This is a genomic window from Kineosporia sp. NBRC 101677 (assembly GCF_030269265.1).
GTDB lineage: Bacteria > Actinomycetota > Actinomycetes > Actinomycetales > Kineosporiaceae > Kineosporia > Kineosporia rhizophila.
This window is the reverse complement of sequence record NZ_BSTA01000006.1, coordinates 325,078-339,515: the sequence shown is the minus strand read 5'-3', so window position 1 is coordinate 339,515 and position 14,438 is coordinate 325,078. Positions and strand designations below refer to the sequence as shown.

The following is a 14,438-nucleotide window of genomic DNA, read 5'->3' as shown; positions in this document are numbered from 1 at the left end:
CGAATCTGCCCCTAAGGGCAGAGAAGTCACGTCAGCGGGAACGTCACTCCGGTGAGTTCCTCGGAGACGGTCCACAGGCGCTGCTGGGTGGCCTGGTCGTGCGATTCGGGGCTGGAGGTGACGAGCTCGGGGTAGCCCCGGATCTCGCGCCGGCCGCCGGGGCCGTAGTACTGACCACCGGTGACGGCCGGATCGGTGGCGGCCCGCAGCGTGGGCAGGGCGCCCATCTCGGGCTTCTGGGTCAGCAGGGGGGCCAGCAGGTTGAGGGGGCCCCGGATGGCGGCGGGGATGCTGCGGGCCAGTTCGGTGTTGGCGACGCCGGGGTGCGCGGCCACCGCGATCGTCGTGCCGTGGTGAGCGAGCCGGCGCTGCAGTTCGTAGGTGAACATCAGGTTGGCGAGCTTGGCCTGGCCGTAGGCGCCGACGCGGCTGTACGAGCGCTCCCACTGCAGGTCGTCGAAGTGGATGGCGGCCTGGATGCGGTGGCCGGTGCTGCTGACCGTGACCACCCGGGAGCCGGGGACCGGCAGGAGCCGGTCCAGCAGCAGCCCGGTCAGGGCGAAGTGGCCGAGGTGGTTGGTGCCGAACTGCAGCTCGAAGCCGTCGGCGGTGGTCTGCCTCGGGGTGTGCATGACGCCGGCGTTGTTGATCAGAAGGTCGATGCGGGGATGGGTGGCCCGGAGCTCGGCCGCCGCCGACCGCACCGATTCCAGGGAGGTGAGGTCGAGCGCCTGCACCGTGACGTCGCCGCTGATCCAGGCGGCCGCCTGCCGGCCCTTCTCGACGTTGCGCACGGCCAGGACGACCGAGGCGCCCCGTTCGGCCAGCATGCGGGCGGTCTCGAAGCCCAGCCCGGTATTGGCTCCGGTGACGACCGCCGTCCGGCCGCGCTGGTCGGGGATGTCCTGCTGGGTCCACGAAGTGCTCATGACTCGCTCCTAAGAAACCGTCGGTCTGTTACGTGACGAACTTAAGGTACCGCCGGTCTGATGTCAAAGGACCGTCGGTCTTTAAGTTAGGCTGGCGATGTGACATTCCAGCGGGCGCGCAGCGAGGAGCAGCGGCAGATCCGGCGGCGGGCGATTCTGGACACGGCGGTCGCCATGCTCGGCGAGATGCCGGTCGCCGAGCTGACTCTCAACGAGCTCAGTCGTCGGGTGGGCCTGGCCAAGTCGAACGTCCTGCGGTACTTCGAGTCACGCGAGGCGGTGCTGCTCGAGCTGCTGGACCACTTCACCGGGGTCTGGCTCGGGGAGCTGGCCCAGGAGCTGGAGGCCGGCATCGAGCCGGACGCGTCCCTGGAGGCCCGGGCCCGGCAACTGGCCGAGATCCTCAGCCGGTCCCTGGCGGGCCAGGAAGTGCTGTGCGACCTCGCAGGGGCGCAGGGCGGCGTTCTGGAGCACAACGTCTCGCCCGAGGTGCTCAGGCGGCACAAGCGCTCCTCCCTGGGCCGGGTCACCGACATGGCCGAACTCCTGAACCGGTACCTGCCCGAACTCGGCGACGACGCGCAGCTGTTCTGCCTGATGAGCCTGATCTCGGCGGGCGCCCTGGCGACGTACGTCCCACCGCCGCCCAACCTGCTCGCGGTCTATGCGCAGGAACCGGATCTGGGCCGGTTCAACCTGAACCTGCAGGACGCCCTGCGGTTCACCTTCACCTCGGCGCTCGTCGGAGTGCTGCCGCGGGCCTGAGCCTGGCTCCGGATGAGAACGCTGTCATGACCGGCTCATGATCGGTCAAGTCGCGGGACCGATCGTGTTCACATGCCGACCACACCGGGTTGCCCGAGCAGGCGCACCAGGGTTCTGCTCTACTCCCACGACACCCAGGGCCTGGGCCACGTGCGCCGCAACCTGGAGATCGCCAGGGCCCTCGTCGAGGCGGCGCCGCAACAGACCGACGTGCTGGTCGTCACCGGTGCGCCGGAAGCGGGGAGCCTGCCCCGGCCAGACCACACTGACCTGGTCGTTCTTCCGCCCGTGAGCAAGAACGTACGCGGGGAGTACTCGGCCGCGACCCTGGACGTGTCGCTGGAAGAGATCCTGCAGCTGCGGGGAGCGCTGGTGGCCTCGGCCGTGGCCACCTTCCGGCCGGATCTGATGATCGTGGACAAGGAGGCGCGAGGGCTGCGGGGCGAGCTGGACCACGCCCTGTCGGTCGCTCGCGCCACCCGGGGAGCCGCCACCGGACGCCGGACGCGCCTGGTTCTGGGGCTGCGCGATGTTCTTGACACCCCGAGGTCCGTGCGTCGGGAATGGATTCGCGGACGTACGGTGCCCACGTTGCGCCAGTACTACGACCAGGTGTGGGTCTACGGCGATCAAGCCGTTCACGACCCGACCGCCGGACTGTCGTTGCCCCAAGATGTTCTCGACGCTGTCCGTTTCACCGGATATCTCGCCGAGGGCCGAGGACGGCCGAACCCGGCGCTGACCGAATTCAGCGCCACCCGTCGTCCTTACGTGCTGTGTCTCGTGGGTGGGGGACAGGACGGCCGCCAGCTGGCGCAGAACTTCGTCGAAGCGCCCCTACCTGAAGGGCATCACGGAATCCTCGTGGCCGGCCCCTACATGCCCGACGAGGTGCGCGCGGGCCTGCAGCAGCGTGAGGATCTGACGGTGCTGGGCTTCGTGCCGGACACCGCGCCGCTGATCACCGCGGCCGGCGCGGTCGTGACCATGGGCGGCTACAACAGCGTGTGCGAGGTGCTGGCCGCGGGCCGCCCCGGACTGATCGTGCCCCGTGTCCGCCCGCGCCAGGAGCAGGCCATCCGGGCCGAGGCCATGGCCGCCCGCACCCAGCTGGACTGCCTGCTGCCGGAACAGTTGAGCCCCACCTCTCTGGGGGCCTGGACCCGCGAAGCCGTGCGCCGAGGCACCGCCCGCCACGAACTGGATCTGCAGGGCCTGCAGCGGGTACCGCAGCTGGCGGCCGAACTTCTGAGCATCGCCCCGACGCGCAACAGTAAGGAATACGCCGATGTCATCGCCTGAACTCCCGCTCGCCAAGAGCTCTCCGCGCATTGGCTACGTGCTCAAGATGTATCCTCGGTTCAGCGAGACCTTCGTGCTGACCGAGATGCTCGCGCTGGAACGCCTCGGCGCCGACCTCTCGGTGTTCTCCCTGAGAATGCCGGTGGACGGCCGGTTCCACGAGTCGCTGGCCCAGCTCCGAGCGCCGGTGACCTACCTGCCGCACCGGCTGAAGGCGTCTGAGGCGTGGGCTCTGCTGCGGCAGCGCGCCGACGGGCTGCCGGGTCTGGCGCAGCACCTGCCCCTGCTCCTGGCGGCCGAGGCGGACGAGGCGGTTGCGGCGGTCGAGTTGGCCTGGGCCTGCCGACAGCAGGGGATCGAGCATCTGCACGCACACTTCGGTTCGGTCGCCACCACTGTTGCCCGGCTCGCCGCCCGGCTCAACGGCATTGGGTTCAGTTTCACCGCGCACGCCAAGGACATTTTCCACGAAGAGGTGGACGTGGCCGACCTGCGGGTGAAGTTGCAGGAAGCCGACTTCACCGTCACGGTCAGCGATTACAACGTCAACTACCTGCGGGCACGGTACGGCTCGGCCGCCGACCGGGTGGTGCGGCTGTACAACGGCCTCGATCTGGATCGCATCCCGTTCGCGCCCGAACAACCGGCCGCGCCCTACCTCGTGGCGGTCGGGCGACTGGTGGAGAAGAAGGGATTCCGGCATCTGCTGGAGGCCGTGGCGATCCTGCACAAGCAGGGCAACGAGATCCCCGTGAAGGTGATCGGGGCCGGGGCAGAAGAAGCGGCCCTGCGGCAGCAGGCTCTCGATCTGGGGCTGCAGGAGCACGTGAACTTCCTCGGCGCGCTGCCCCAGGGCCGCATGCTGGCCGAGCTGGCCGGTGCCACCGCTCTGGTGGCGCCGTGCCTGGTGGGTTCGGACGGCAATCGCGACGGCCTGCCCACCGTGCTGCTGGAGGGCCTGGCCACCGGAACGCCCTGCATCTCGACGCCGGTCACCGGCATTCCCGAGGCAGTGATCCCGGGCGAGACGGGGCTTCTGGTGCCCGAGGGTGATGCTCCGGCCATCGCCCGGGCGGTCTGCGAAATCATGGACGATCGCCACCAGACGGCTCGCTTGGTCGCCTCTGGGAGGGCCCTGGTGGAGCGGCAGTTCGATGCCCGGCGCAACGCCGCGCAGTTGCTCGGCCTGATCGAGCGGGCGGTGGCGTGATGCGGGTGGTCTACGTCTGCTCCGATCCGGGCATTCCGGTGTTCGGCACCAAGGGGGCCTCGCTGCACGTGCGCGCGGTGCTGGGGGAGTTGCTGCGGCGTGGGTGTGAGGTGCACCTGATCTGTGCCCGTCGGGGAGAGGGCTCGCCCGGAGCCGCTGCGGGTCTGATCAAGGCCGGTCTGACTGTGCATGAGCTGCCCCGGATGTCAGGACCACGAGAGGCGGCAGCTCAGGCCGGCGATGCGGCTGTCGCGCCGGTGCTCACCCGCATCCAGGCCGACGCGCCGGTCGACCTGGTCTACGAGCGGTATTCACTGTGGGGGCGCACGGCCACGGCCTGGGCGGCCGAGGCGGGGGTACCCAGCATCCTGGAGGTCAACGCGCCCCTGCCGGCCGAGGCCAGCACCTACCGCGACCTGCACGACGTGGCCGGGGCGACGGAGGTGGCCAGGTCGGCGATCTCGGCCGCGGGAACGGTGATCTGCGTGAGTGACCCGGTGCGGTCCTGGGCCTCTGCTCTGACCGACGATCCGGCGCGGGTGCACACCGTGCCCAACGGCGTGGACACCCGGCGTATCCACCCCGGCAGTCCCCGCGAATCCGAATCTTTCACCACCGGGTTCGTCGGAACCCTCAAGCCCTGGCACGGCGTGGACGTGCTGATCCAGGCCATGGCGCAGCTGGTGCAACGTAACCCGGCCCACCGCCTGCTGGTGGTGGGCGACGGGCCCCAGCACAAACGTCTTCAGGCTCTGACCGATCACCTCGGCATCACCGCCAACGTCGAGTTCACCGGCGCAGTGGCCGAGAGTGCCGTCCCGGAACTGTTGCAGCGCATGGACGTGGCATGTGCGCCCTACCCGGCCGGTGTGAACTTCTACTTCTCTCCGCTGAAGGTCTACGAATATCTCGCGGCCGGGCTTCCGGTGGTGGCCAGCCGGATCGGCAGCCTGCCGGAACTGCTGTCCGGTAGCGGAATTCTGGTGACGCCGGGGGAAGCCGACGACCTGGCCGAGGCCATCGACGGCCTTCGGGTGGATCCGCGCAGGCGGGCCGAGATGTCGCGGGTGGCGCGGGAGACTGCGCTGCAGCACGACTGGGCTGCGGTTGTGGACCGGATCGTCGGACTGGGCAGGGTCGATGTCCAAATCTGAGGGCACCTCCACCGGCCGGATCCTCCGGCACGTGCGACCGCATCTGGCTCCCGAGCGCCCGCTGATCGTCGGCGGTTTCGCGGCGCTGTTGTTCGAGGTGCTGATGCGTCTGCTCGAGCCGTGGCCGATGAAGTTCGTGATCGATTCGGTGGTGGCGGCCACCGGGGGCAGCGCCGGGCAGCAGCCGGGCGGGCTGGGGGTGGAGACCGTCATCCTGCTCTCGGCGCTCGCCCTCCTGGTGATCGTGGGTCTGCGGGCGCTGGGCGCGTATCTGACCACGTTGTGCTTCGCGCTGGTCGGCAGCCGCCTGCTGACCCGGCTGCGGGCACAGGCTTTCGGTCACCTGCAGCGGCTCTCGCTGTCGTTCCACGACTCTGCGCGTACCGGTGACCTGGTCACCCGGATCACCTCGGACGTGGGCCGGCTGCGCGAGGTGGCGGTGACCGCCGCCCTGCCGCTGATCGGGAACCTGGTCACCATGGCCGGGATGGTGCTGGTGGTGGCCTGGCTGGACTGGCAGCTGGCGCTGGTCATGCTCAGCGTGGTGCCGGTGTTCGCGCTGAGCGGGCGGTACAACAGCCGCCGGATCAAGGGGGTCTCGAAGAAGCAGCGGGCGGCCGAGGGGCAGCTGGCCAGTCTGGCCACCGAGAGCCTGGGGGCGATCCGGCTGGTGCACAGCTACTCGCTGGCCGAGCGGCTGCAGCGGTCCTTCGTCTCCTCGAACGTCAAGACCCTGAAAGACGGTGTGGAGGCCAAGAAGCTGTCGGCCGGGCTGGAGCGCACCACCGATGTGCTGGTCGGCATCGCCACCGCTCTGGTGCTCTACATCGGTGCCCGCCGGGTGCTCGACGGCGCCCTGACGATCGGCGAGCTGGTGGTCTTCCTGACCTACCTGAAGGCCGCCCTGAAGCCGATGCGTGACCTGGCCAAGTACACCGGCCGGATCGCCCAGGCCTCGGCCTCCGGCGAGCGCCTGGTCGACCTGCTGGAGGAGGTCCCGGAGGTGCGTGATCGCCCGGACGCCCGGCGGGCCCGGCCGTTCCGCGGTGACGTGCGCTTCGAGGAGGTGCTGCTGACCTACGGCGACGGGCGGCCGGTGCTGCGTCATCTGAACCTGCACGTGCCGGCCGGGCAGCGGATCGCGCTGGTCGGTCCTTCCGGTGCCGGGAAGTCGAGCATCACCAGCCTGCTGTCGAGGTTGCGTGACCCGGACGAGGGGCGCGTGCTGTTCGACGGCAACGACATCCGGGAGCTCACCCTGCAGTCGGTGCGTTCCCAGGTGGCCGTGGTGCTTCAGGAGGCAACGCTTTTCGCCACCACGATCCGGGAGAACATCGAGTACGGACGTCCGGGGGCCACCGACGAGGAGATCGAGCAGGCCGCCCGTACCGCCGGTGCCCACGACTTCGTGGCGGCGCTTCCCCAGGGCTACGACACCGTGGTCGGTGAGCGGGGCGCCACCTTGTCGGGCGGGCAGCGTCAGCGCATCTCGATCGCCCGGGCGGCTCTGCGCAATGCCCCGATCGTGGTGCTGGACGAGGCGATGAGCGGTCTGGACGAAGGCACCGAACTGGAGGTGGTGGCCGCCCTGAACCGCCTGACGGCGGGCCGCACCACCATCGTCATCACCCACGACCTGGCGGCCACGGCCGACTGCGACCGGGTGGTGTGGCTGCAGAACGGATCCGTTGTGGACGACGGCACGCCCGACGCGATCATCGACATCTATCGTGCGAGCCGGCGCTCCGGCCAGGAAGAGGACGTCGATGTCTGAGCTCGATCTCGCCCTCAGAGACCCGGAACTTCCCGAACTGGCTCTGCTGCTGGACGATACGGCGCTGTCGGCGTGGCTGGACTCGGCCGTCGGTGCGTCGGCGGTGCGGCGGAAATACCTGCGGTACAAGCCGGGCACGGCCATGGTGGTCACGGTCAGCGCCGGGAACGAAGAGCTGGTGGTGTGGCACTGGGCGGAGCCGGGGCGGCCGAAGCTGGAGAAGCTCTGCCGCAAGGCCCCCGAGGGCAGCATCCTGTACGTGGATCACGCACACCGGCTGGTGCTGAGCATGCCGGCCGCGGACCGTCATCTGCCCGGCCTGCGAGCGCTCGAGAGTGGCTGGTTGCCGGACTGGGTGGTGCTGAAGCCGGGGCCGGTGACGCTGAAGGCGCTGTCGTACAAGCCCCGGCGCCGGTGGGTGGGCTCGGTGGCCTGTGCGGGCGAGCCGATGGCGTTGCTCAGGGTCTACCCTCCGCCGGAACTGCCGCGGTTCGTGGCGGCGGCCCGGACGCTGGCCGGCACTGGTGCTCCGGTGCCAGTCCTGCGGGGTGTCGACGAAGCGTTGGGTGTGGCCGGGTTCGAGTGGGTGCCCGGAGCGCCGCTGTCTCTACCGGCTTCGGTCGGCGAATACCGTGCTTTGGGTGAGGCCTTGGCCGAGTTGCACGGTTCGGGGACCGGGGTCGGAGGTCTGTCGGTGGGGCAGCGGATCGAGGACTTGCGTGAGACGTTGCGGCTGGCGTCCTGGTTGATGCCGTCGCTGGCCGGGCGGCTGGACGCGGTGGGCCGGGTCAGCGTCAGGAGCCTGGCCGGGCGCAAGGGTTCGGCGACGCTGCACGGCGATCTGTCGGCCGACCAGATCGTGCTGGGGCCGGACGGTTCGCTGAATCTGATCGACCTGGACCGGGTTCGCACGGGTGATCCGGCCGAGGACTTCGGATGCCTGGGTGCCTCCGGCCTTCTGCAGGGGCTTTCGGGCTTCGAGGTGCTGGACGAGGTGGTGGCGGGTTACGGGTCGGCGGTGGATCCGTGGGCGGTGCAGGCCTGGACGCTCTATCACCTGCTGGTGCGCTCGACGGACGCCTTCCGCGCCTGCGAGCCAGACTGGCCCCAGAGGTTGACCCGGGCTGTGGAACTGGCCGAAGAGATGGGGCAGGGGCTGTGACTTCCGCCTTGGAGCAGGCAGTCAGAGAAGCGGAGGGCCTCGGACTGGAACTCCTGCGGGCCACGCCCCGACGGGACGGGCGACTGCTGCTCACCCTGCGCACGGACTCCGGCGTCGAGGTGGCCGGCCGCTGGACAGGGGAGAAGCTGCAGGTGTTTCCGTACGGGCAGGACGAGAGGCTGCCTGCTCTGGCGGCGCTGGTGCGGGACGGGGGAGAGGTGGTGGCACACCGGGCCGGGCGGCGAGCGGTGGTGCGGCATTCCGGGCGCTTCACCAAGGTTCTGCCGGTGGGCAAGGCTCGGGGTATCGCCGAGACGCTGACCCAGGTGGCGCAGTGGCCGGGCGTTGTCGTGCCGCCGGTCCTGGGTTGCACCGATCAGACCGTCACGCTCGGCGCGCTTCCGGGGGCCACCTTGCACGAGTGGCTGAAGGAGCCCCGGTCGACAGCGGAACTGGCTCAGGCCGGAGCGCGGGTGGGTCTGGCTGTTCGAAGTCTTCACCGCGGGTCGAGTGTCGGTGCTCTGCCGCACCACGATCTTGCGGCCGAACTGGACGTGACCCTGCGCTGGATCGAACTCGCCGAACGCCTCACCGGAACCGAACTGCCCCGCCCCGGGAACCCAGCTGTCGCGCCGAAGGTGACCGTCGGCGTCCCCTTGCACCGAGATCTGCATGACAAACAGATCGTGCTGCCACAAACGTCCTCTGATGTCGGGCTTCTCGATCTGGACCTGCTGGCTGGGGGAGAGGCTGCGCTCGATCTGGCCAACCTGCTCGTGCACCTGGAACTACGGGCGCGGCAGGGGCTTGCCTCGGCGGAGGCCGTGCCGGCGCTGAGCCAGGCTGTTCTCGAGGCGTACGCGCCGTCGGTGGAAACACTGTCCCGTATGGGCACTTATGCGCAGCTGACGCGGCTCCGGCTGGCGGCCGTCTATGCTTTCCGTCCGGCCGACCGGCCCGAAGCCGCGTCACTGCTGTTGAGTGACCCTCTGTTCTAGCGCCGCAGCGCCTTACGGGCCAGGAAGTTCCCGAGGAACTGTCCGGCCTGCACGATCAGGATCATCACGGCCACGCTGATGTACACGACCGGCCAGTCGTAACGCTGGGAGCCGTAGGTGATCGCGAAGTCACCGATGCCGCCACCGCCGAACAGTCCGGCCTGGGCCGACATGTCCACGATGGCCACGAAGATGAACGTGTAGCCCAGGATCAGCGGGCCCAGCGCCTCGGGCACCAGCACGGTCAGCAGGATGCTGATCGGCCGCGCCCCGGCGGCCCGGGCCGCCTCGATCACGCCCGGGTTCACCGTGAGCAGGTTCTGCTCCACGATCCGGCTGACCGCGAAGGCCGCCGACAGCGACAGCGCGAACGTGACCGCGTTGGTGCCGATCGTGGTGCCGATCGACGCCAGCATCAGCGGCTGGATCGCCACCAGGAAGATCACGAACGGGATCGGCCGCACGATGTTCACCGCGATGTTCAGCAGGATGAACACCGGGCGGTTGGCCATCAGGTTGCCCGGCCGGGTGGCGTAGAGCACCAGACCCAGCGCCAGACCGAGCAGACCACCGACGATCACCGAGATCGAGACGATGAAGAAGGTCTGGCCGATGGCGGTCTGGAAGACCTCCCAGTTGTACTCGCTCACGCGGCGGCCTCCTCGTGCTCGTCGATCACGAAGTCGTCGGCCTTCAGCGCGCTCAGGGCGGCGTCGACCGAGGCGTCGGCCCCGCTGAGCGCGAAGGTCAGGCTGCCCACCGGGCGCTCCTGCAGTTCGCTGATCCCGCCGAACACGATCTGCGCGCTGACGTCCCGTTCCAGGAACGCCGAGGACAGCGTGGTCTGGAAACCGGGCCGGTCCTGCACCCGGACGGTGACCAGCCGGCCCGGGTGCGAGGCCCGCAGCCGGCGCAGGGTGTCGGGCGAGGGCCGGTCGCGCAGCGTGCTGCTGACGAACCGCGCGGCCTCCGGCGTCTTCGGGTCGTTGAAGATGTCGTAGGCCGAGCCGCTCTCGATCACCAGGCCCCTGTCGATCACCGCCACCCGGTCGGCGATGCTGCGGATCACGTCCATCTCGTGGGTGATGATCACGATCGTGATCCCCAGCTCGCGGTTCACCTGGCGCAGCAGGTTCAGCACGTCCTGGGTGGTCTCCGGGTCCAGCGCGCTGGTGGCCTCGTCGGCCAGCAGCAGCGAGGGATCGGTGGCCAGGGCCCGGGCGATGCCGACGCGCTGCTGCTGCCCGCCGGACAGCTGCTCCGGGTGGTCGTGGGCGCGCGCCAGCAGGCCCACGAAGTCGAGCAGCTTGGCCACCTTGGCGTCGCGCTCGGCCTTGGGCACACCGGCCACCTTGAGCGGGTAGGCCACGTTGCCGGCCACCGTGCGCGAGCGGAACAGGTTGAACTGCTGGAAGATCATGCCGATGTCGCGGCGGACCTCCCGCAGTTCGCTCTCGCGCAGGCCGCTGACCGTGCGGCCACCCACCGTGAGCCGGCCCGAGGTGACCGGCTCCAGGCCGTTGATCAGCCGGACCAGGGTGCTCTTGCCCGCCCCGGACTGGCCGATGATGCCGAAGATCTCACCCTTGGCGACCTCGAGGTCGACCCCGCGCAGGACCTCCTGCGCGGGGTCCTGGCGACGCTTACCGGGGAAGGTCTTCGTCACACCCTCGAGGCGGACATGAACCTCACTTGGCGGCACGGGCCTGTTCCTCGACGGTCTTGAGCACTTCCTGGAGCTCGGCGGCCGGGGTGGTGCGGAACACCGCGGTGCCACCGTTGGACTCCTGCACGCCGGCCTCGACCGCCGGGTCGTGGTACAGCTCGGCGAGCTTCAGGTACGTCTCGTTGTCCTTGTCCTCGGCGCGGGCGGCGAAGATGTTGACGTAGGGGGCGGCCGCCTCGCTGGCCGGGTCGTCCTGGAACAGCGCCTCCTCGGTCTTCAGGCCCGCGTCGGTGGCGAAGTTCTTGTTCACGATCGCACCGGCCACCGAGCCGCTCTTGACCGCACCGGCGGTCTGCGAGGCGTCCAGCGGGGTGACCTTGACCTTGGTGCTCTCGATGTCCTCGACGCTGGAGAAGGCGCCGCCGCCGTCCTTGAGGGTGAGCAGGCCGGCCGCCTGCAGCACGAGCAGACCGCGCGCCTCGTTGATCGTGTCGTTGGGGATCGCGATCTCGGCGTCCTTCGGGATCTCCTCGACCGACTTGTACTCGCTGGAGTACAGCGGCAGCGGGTAGACCGCGGTGGCGCCGATCGGCTGGATCGTGTCGTTGCTGGAGACGTTGTAGTCGGCCAGGTACTGGATGTGCTGGAACTGGTTGAGGTCGACCTCGCCCTGCTTCAGGGCCGGGTTGGGCTGGCTGTAGTCGCCGAAGTTGACCAGCTCGACCGTGACGTTCAGTTCCTTCTTGACCAGGTCGGTGTACGTCTTCCAGTACGGCTGGGCGGCGTCGGCCACGCCGATCTTCACCGTCTGGGGGGCCGCCCCGCCCGCGGACGCCGAGGCCTCCTCGTCGTCACCGCCGGAGGTGACGGCATAGGTGATGCCGGCGATGGCGACGACCGCGGCCGCGGCACCGGCGATGATCGCGTTGCGACGGGTGTTGCCCTGCTTGGCGGGCAGCTGGGGTGCGCTGTTGGCGTCGCTGGAGTCGCTGGAGTCGCTGGAGTCGCTGGGGGGAGTGGGAGCGGACATGAACGGGTCCTCGCGGGTTTTCGACGGGTGGGCAGGGGGACGTCGGTCGGCCCTGACGGGCTTGTCTATAAAACTAGTATAAAAAGCGGCGGAGGGCACGCGTCCGAGACGAGCAACACGTTCCCGGGTGGACGAGCCGGCCCGGCGGCGAATTAGGCTGCCCGCATGAGCACCCCACGCATGCGCCTGAACGGCTTGCGGCAGAACACGGTTGGGCACACGGCGATGGGTCTGTGGCGGCACCCGGACTCCCGGGCCCACGAGTACCGCACGATCCGCCACTGGGTGGAGACCGCCCAGATCCTCGAACGCGGCGGTTTCGACTCGCTGTTCATCGCCGACGTCCTGGGGCCGTTGGAGGTCTATCAGGGCAAAGTGGACGCGGCCCTGCGGGACGGCGCCCAGACCCCCTCGGGCGACCCGCTGCTGCTGATCCCGGCGATGGCGGCCGCCACCCGCCGGATCGGCTTCGCCGTCACGGTGTCCACCACCTACGCCCAGCCCTACGCGCTGGCCCGCACGATGACCAGCCTGGACCACCTGACCGACGGCCGGATCGGCTGGAACGTGGTCACCTCGGCGCTCGACTCCGCGGCCCGCAACCTCGGCCTGGACCAGCAGATCCCGCACGACGAGCGGTATCTGATCGCCGACGAGTTCATGGACGTGGCCTACAAGCTGTGGGAGGGCAGCTGGGAGGACGGCGCGGTGGTGCACGACGTGGAGGCGGGCGTGTTCGCCGACCCGGCCAAGGTGCACGCCGTCGGGCACGAGGGCAGGTACTTCCGGGTGCCCGGGATCGCCCTGGCCGAGCCCTCGGTGCAGCGCACCCCGGTGATCTTCCAGGCCGGAAGCTCACCGGCCGGAAGTTCTTTCGCCGGCAAGCACGCCGAAGGTGTGTTCCTCAGCACCTACAAGGCCGAGATGGCCCGCGACCTGGCCCGGCGATTCCGGGCCGAGGCCGCCGCGCAGGGCCGCGACCCGCAGTCGCTGAAGATCTTCGCGATCGCCACCGTGGTCACCGGGGCCACCGACGAGGACGCCCGGGAGCGGCTGGCCGGCCTGCAGCGCTACGCCTCGCTGGAGGGCTCCCTGGCCCGCTGGAGCGCGCTGCTGCACATCGACCTGTCCGTCCTGGACCCGGACGTGCCGCTGGAGCACTCCGAGACCGAGGGGATCCGGGGCCTGGTCGACGTGTTCACCCGGATGGACCCGGACCGCACCTGGACACCCCGCTCTCTGGCCGAGTTCGTCGGGGTGGGCGGCGGCGGGCCGCTGTTCGTCGGCTCGCCCGGCTCGGTGGCCGACCAGATGGAGGCCTGGATGGAGACCGCCGGGATCGACGGCTTCAACCTGGCCGACCCGATCCCGCCGGCCGGGCACCGCGAGTTCGTCGACCTGGTGGTGCCGGAACTGCGCCGCCGGGGCCGGGTCTGGGACGAGTACGAGGGCGACACACTGCGCGAGTACTTCCGCGGCAAGGGACTGGCCCGGGTCGCCGACGACCACCCGGCCGCGGCCTACCGCCGCTGAGACCGGTCTGCTCACCGGGCCCCGTTCTGCGGGGCCCGGTGCAGTCGGTCAGCCGGTCTGCAGGGGCAGTTCGGGCCGGGCCGACCACTCGGCCAGGGAACCGTCGTAGAGCGGCACGTCGTGCCCGGCCAGGAACCAGCTGAACACGACGGTGGTGGCCGAGATCCCGCCGCCGCAGTAGGCGACGGACGTCTCGGCGTCGTACTGCTCCAGGGCCTGGGCGCGCTCGGAGGCCTCACGCCAGCGCAGGGTCTGCGGGTCGACCAGATCGGTCCAGGGCAGGTTCACGCTGTCCGGAATGCGCCCCGGGCGGCTGTAGGACGTGGTGCCTTCACCACGGAAGACCTGGGGCGACAGGGCATTCACCAGCTGTGCTCCCTGGCCGGCTTCGACCCGGGCCAGCACGTCCTCGAGGGTGACCACGAGCTCGGGCCGCGGGCGGGCGGTCAGCGTGGCGGCGGGCAGGTGCACCGGGCCGGATTCCAGCGGCAGCCCGGCCGCTTTCCAGCCGGGGAGCCCGCCGTCGAGCACCGAGACGCTGTCGTGCCCGAGATAGTGCAGCAGCCACCACAGGCGGGTGGCCCACATCGGTGAGTTGCGGGCGTAGACGACCACGTGCGTGTCGTCGCCGATGCCGCTGGCGCCCAGAGCGGTTGCCAGGTGGGTGGGTTCGGGCAGAACAAATGGACGGGGGGTGTCGGCTACCGACAGATTCCCACCGATGTCGGCGTACCCGGCTCCGGGGAGGTGTTCCTGCTCGTACTCGTCACGACCGGAGCGCACCTGGTACGGCCCGCCGCCGGGCGGCCGGTCGAGATAGGTGGTGGCGTCGAGGATGCGCAGGCGGGGGTCGCCGAGAACTGCGTGCACCTGGGGCGGCGACGCCAGCGGGGGCAGGAGGGGTTCGGGCACGTC

The 14,438-nt window shown here is 69.9% G+C and carries 13 protein-coding genes; 8 read left to right on the top strand and 5 right to left on the bottom strand.

Annotation, left to right across the window (positions count from 1 at the left end):
* Window positions 1-26: 26 nt before the first annotated feature.
* The gene (locus tag QSK18_RS19625; RefSeq protein ID WP_285621472.1) at window positions 27-929 is read right to left on the bottom strand and encodes an SDR family NAD(P)-dependent oxidoreductase; all 903 of its coding nucleotides are present in this window, start codon (window positions 927-929) and stop codon (window positions 27-29) included.
* A 99-nt stretch (window positions 930-1,028) separates the two neighbouring features.
* Here QSK18_RS19625 and QSK18_RS19620 point away from each other — a divergent pair, with 99 nt between their 5' ends.
* The 7 genes from QSK18_RS19620 (at window position 1,029) to QSK18_RS19590 (ending at window position 9,294) form a co-directional block, all read left to right on the top strand.
* Complete coding sequence (locus QSK18_RS19620) at window positions 1,029-1,694, top strand: TetR/AcrR family transcriptional regulator (RefSeq protein ID WP_285621469.1); 666 nt, start codon at window positions 1,029-1,031, stop codon at window positions 1,692-1,694.
* Window positions 1,695-1,766: 72 nt separating this feature from the next.
* Window positions 1,767-2,996 (top strand): glycosyltransferase family protein, encoded by a 1,230-nt coding sequence (locus QSK18_RS19615; RefSeq protein WP_285621466.1) that lies wholly within the window; start codon window positions 1,767-1,769, stop codon window positions 2,994-2,996.
* A complete protein-coding gene (locus QSK18_RS19610; protein WP_285621463.1) occupies window positions 2,983-4,206 on the top strand; it encodes a glycosyltransferase in 1,224 nt (407 codons plus the stop codon). Before QSK18_RS19615 ends, QSK18_RS19610 begins: the two co-directional genes overlap by 14 nt.
* Window positions 4,206-5,360, top strand: coding sequence for a glycosyltransferase family 4 protein (locus QSK18_RS19605; RefSeq protein WP_285621452.1), 1,155 nt, complete (start codon window positions 4,206-4,208; stop codon window positions 5,358-5,360). The genes QSK18_RS19610 and QSK18_RS19605 overlap by 1 nt, the downstream gene beginning before the upstream one ends.
* Entirely contained in the window at window positions 5,347-7,134 is a 1,788-nt protein-coding gene (locus tag QSK18_RS19600) for an ABC transporter ATP-binding protein (protein WP_285621451.1), read from the top strand. Before QSK18_RS19605 ends, QSK18_RS19600 begins: the two co-directional genes overlap by 14 nt.
* Entirely contained in the window at window positions 7,127-8,296 is a 1,170-nt protein-coding gene (locus QSK18_RS19595) for a phosphotransferase (protein WP_285621449.1), read from the top strand. Before QSK18_RS19600 ends, QSK18_RS19595 begins: the two co-directional genes overlap by 8 nt.
* Before the next feature lie 119 nt (window positions 8,297-8,415).
* On the top strand, window positions 8,416-9,294 hold the full coding sequence (locus tag QSK18_RS19590) for a hypothetical protein (RefSeq protein ID WP_285621446.1): 879 nt from the start codon (window positions 8,416-8,418) through the stop codon (window positions 9,292-9,294).
* Here QSK18_RS19590 and QSK18_RS19585 read toward each other — a convergent pair.
* The 3 genes from QSK18_RS19585 to QSK18_RS19575 are packed head-to-tail and all read right to left on the bottom strand — an operon-like array spanning window position 9,291 to window position 11,990.
* The gene (locus QSK18_RS19585; RefSeq protein WP_285621443.1) at window positions 9,291-9,944 is read right to left on the bottom strand and encodes a methionine ABC transporter permease; all 654 of its coding nucleotides are present in this window, start codon (window positions 9,942-9,944) and stop codon (window positions 9,291-9,293) included. The two genes, QSK18_RS19590 and QSK18_RS19585, sit on opposite strands and share 4 nt — an antisense overlap.
* Complete coding sequence (locus QSK18_RS19580) at window positions 9,941-10,960, bottom strand: methionine ABC transporter ATP-binding protein (RefSeq protein WP_232809555.1); 1,020 nt, start codon at window positions 10,958-10,960, stop codon at window positions 9,941-9,943. The genes QSK18_RS19585 and QSK18_RS19580 overlap by 4 nt, the downstream gene beginning before the upstream one ends.
* A 22-nt stretch (window positions 10,961-10,982) precedes the next feature.
* Window positions 10,983-11,990, bottom strand: a complete 1,008-nt coding sequence (locus tag QSK18_RS19575; protein ID WP_285621439.1) for a MetQ/NlpA family ABC transporter substrate-binding protein — start codon at window positions 11,988-11,990, stop codon at window positions 10,983-10,985.
* Between the two features lie 165 nt (window positions 11,991-12,155).
* On the opposite strand from QSK18_RS19575, the gene QSK18_RS19570 reads away from it, so the two are divergent.
* Entirely contained in the window at window positions 12,156-13,523 is a 1,368-nt protein-coding gene (locus QSK18_RS19570) for an LLM class flavin-dependent oxidoreductase (RefSeq protein WP_232809557.1), read from the top strand.
* Window positions 13,524-13,571: 48 nt separating this feature from the next.
* On the opposite strand, the gene QSK18_RS19565 is transcribed toward QSK18_RS19570, so the two are convergent.
* The gene (locus QSK18_RS19565) at window positions 13,572-14,435 is read right to left on the bottom strand and encodes a sulfurtransferase (RefSeq protein WP_285621435.1); all 864 of its coding nucleotides are present in this window, start codon (window positions 14,433-14,435) and stop codon (window positions 13,572-13,574) included.
* Window positions 14,436-14,438 lie beyond the last annotated feature (3 nt).

What these genes read in the sequence shown, in the direction of transcription:
- QSK18_RS19600 (WP_285621451.1), top strand. Translation starts at nt 5,347, where the DNA reads ATGTCCAAATCTGAGGGCACCTCCACCGGCCGGATCCTCCGGCACGTG.
- QSK18_RS19610 (WP_285621463.1), top strand. Translation starts at nt 2,983, where the DNA reads ATGTCATCGCCTGAACTCCCGCTCGCCAAGAGCTCTCCGCGCATTGGC.
- QSK18_RS19605 (WP_285621452.1), top strand. Translation starts at nt 4,206, where the DNA reads ATGCGGGTGGTCTACGTCTGCTCCGATCCGGGCATTCCGGTGTTCGGC.
- QSK18_RS19615 (WP_285621466.1), top strand. Translation starts at nt 1,767, where the DNA reads ATGCCGACCACACCGGGTTGCCCGAGCAGGCGCACCAGGGTTCTGCTC.
- QSK18_RS19575 (WP_285621439.1), bottom strand. Translation starts at nt 11,990, where the DNA reads ATGTCCGCTCCCACTCCCCCCAGCGACTCCAGCGACTCCAGCGACTCC.
- QSK18_RS19625 (WP_285621472.1), bottom strand. Translation starts at nt 929, where the DNA reads ATGAGCACTTCGTGGACCCAGCAGGACATCCCCGACCAGCGCGGCCGG.
- QSK18_RS19595 (WP_285621449.1), top strand. Translation starts at nt 7,127, where the DNA reads ATGTCTGAGCTCGATCTCGCCCTCAGAGACCCGGAACTTCCCGAACTG.
- QSK18_RS19570 (WP_232809557.1), top strand. Translation starts at nt 12,156, where the DNA reads ATGAGCACCCCACGCATGCGCCTGAACGGCTTGCGGCAGAACACGGTT.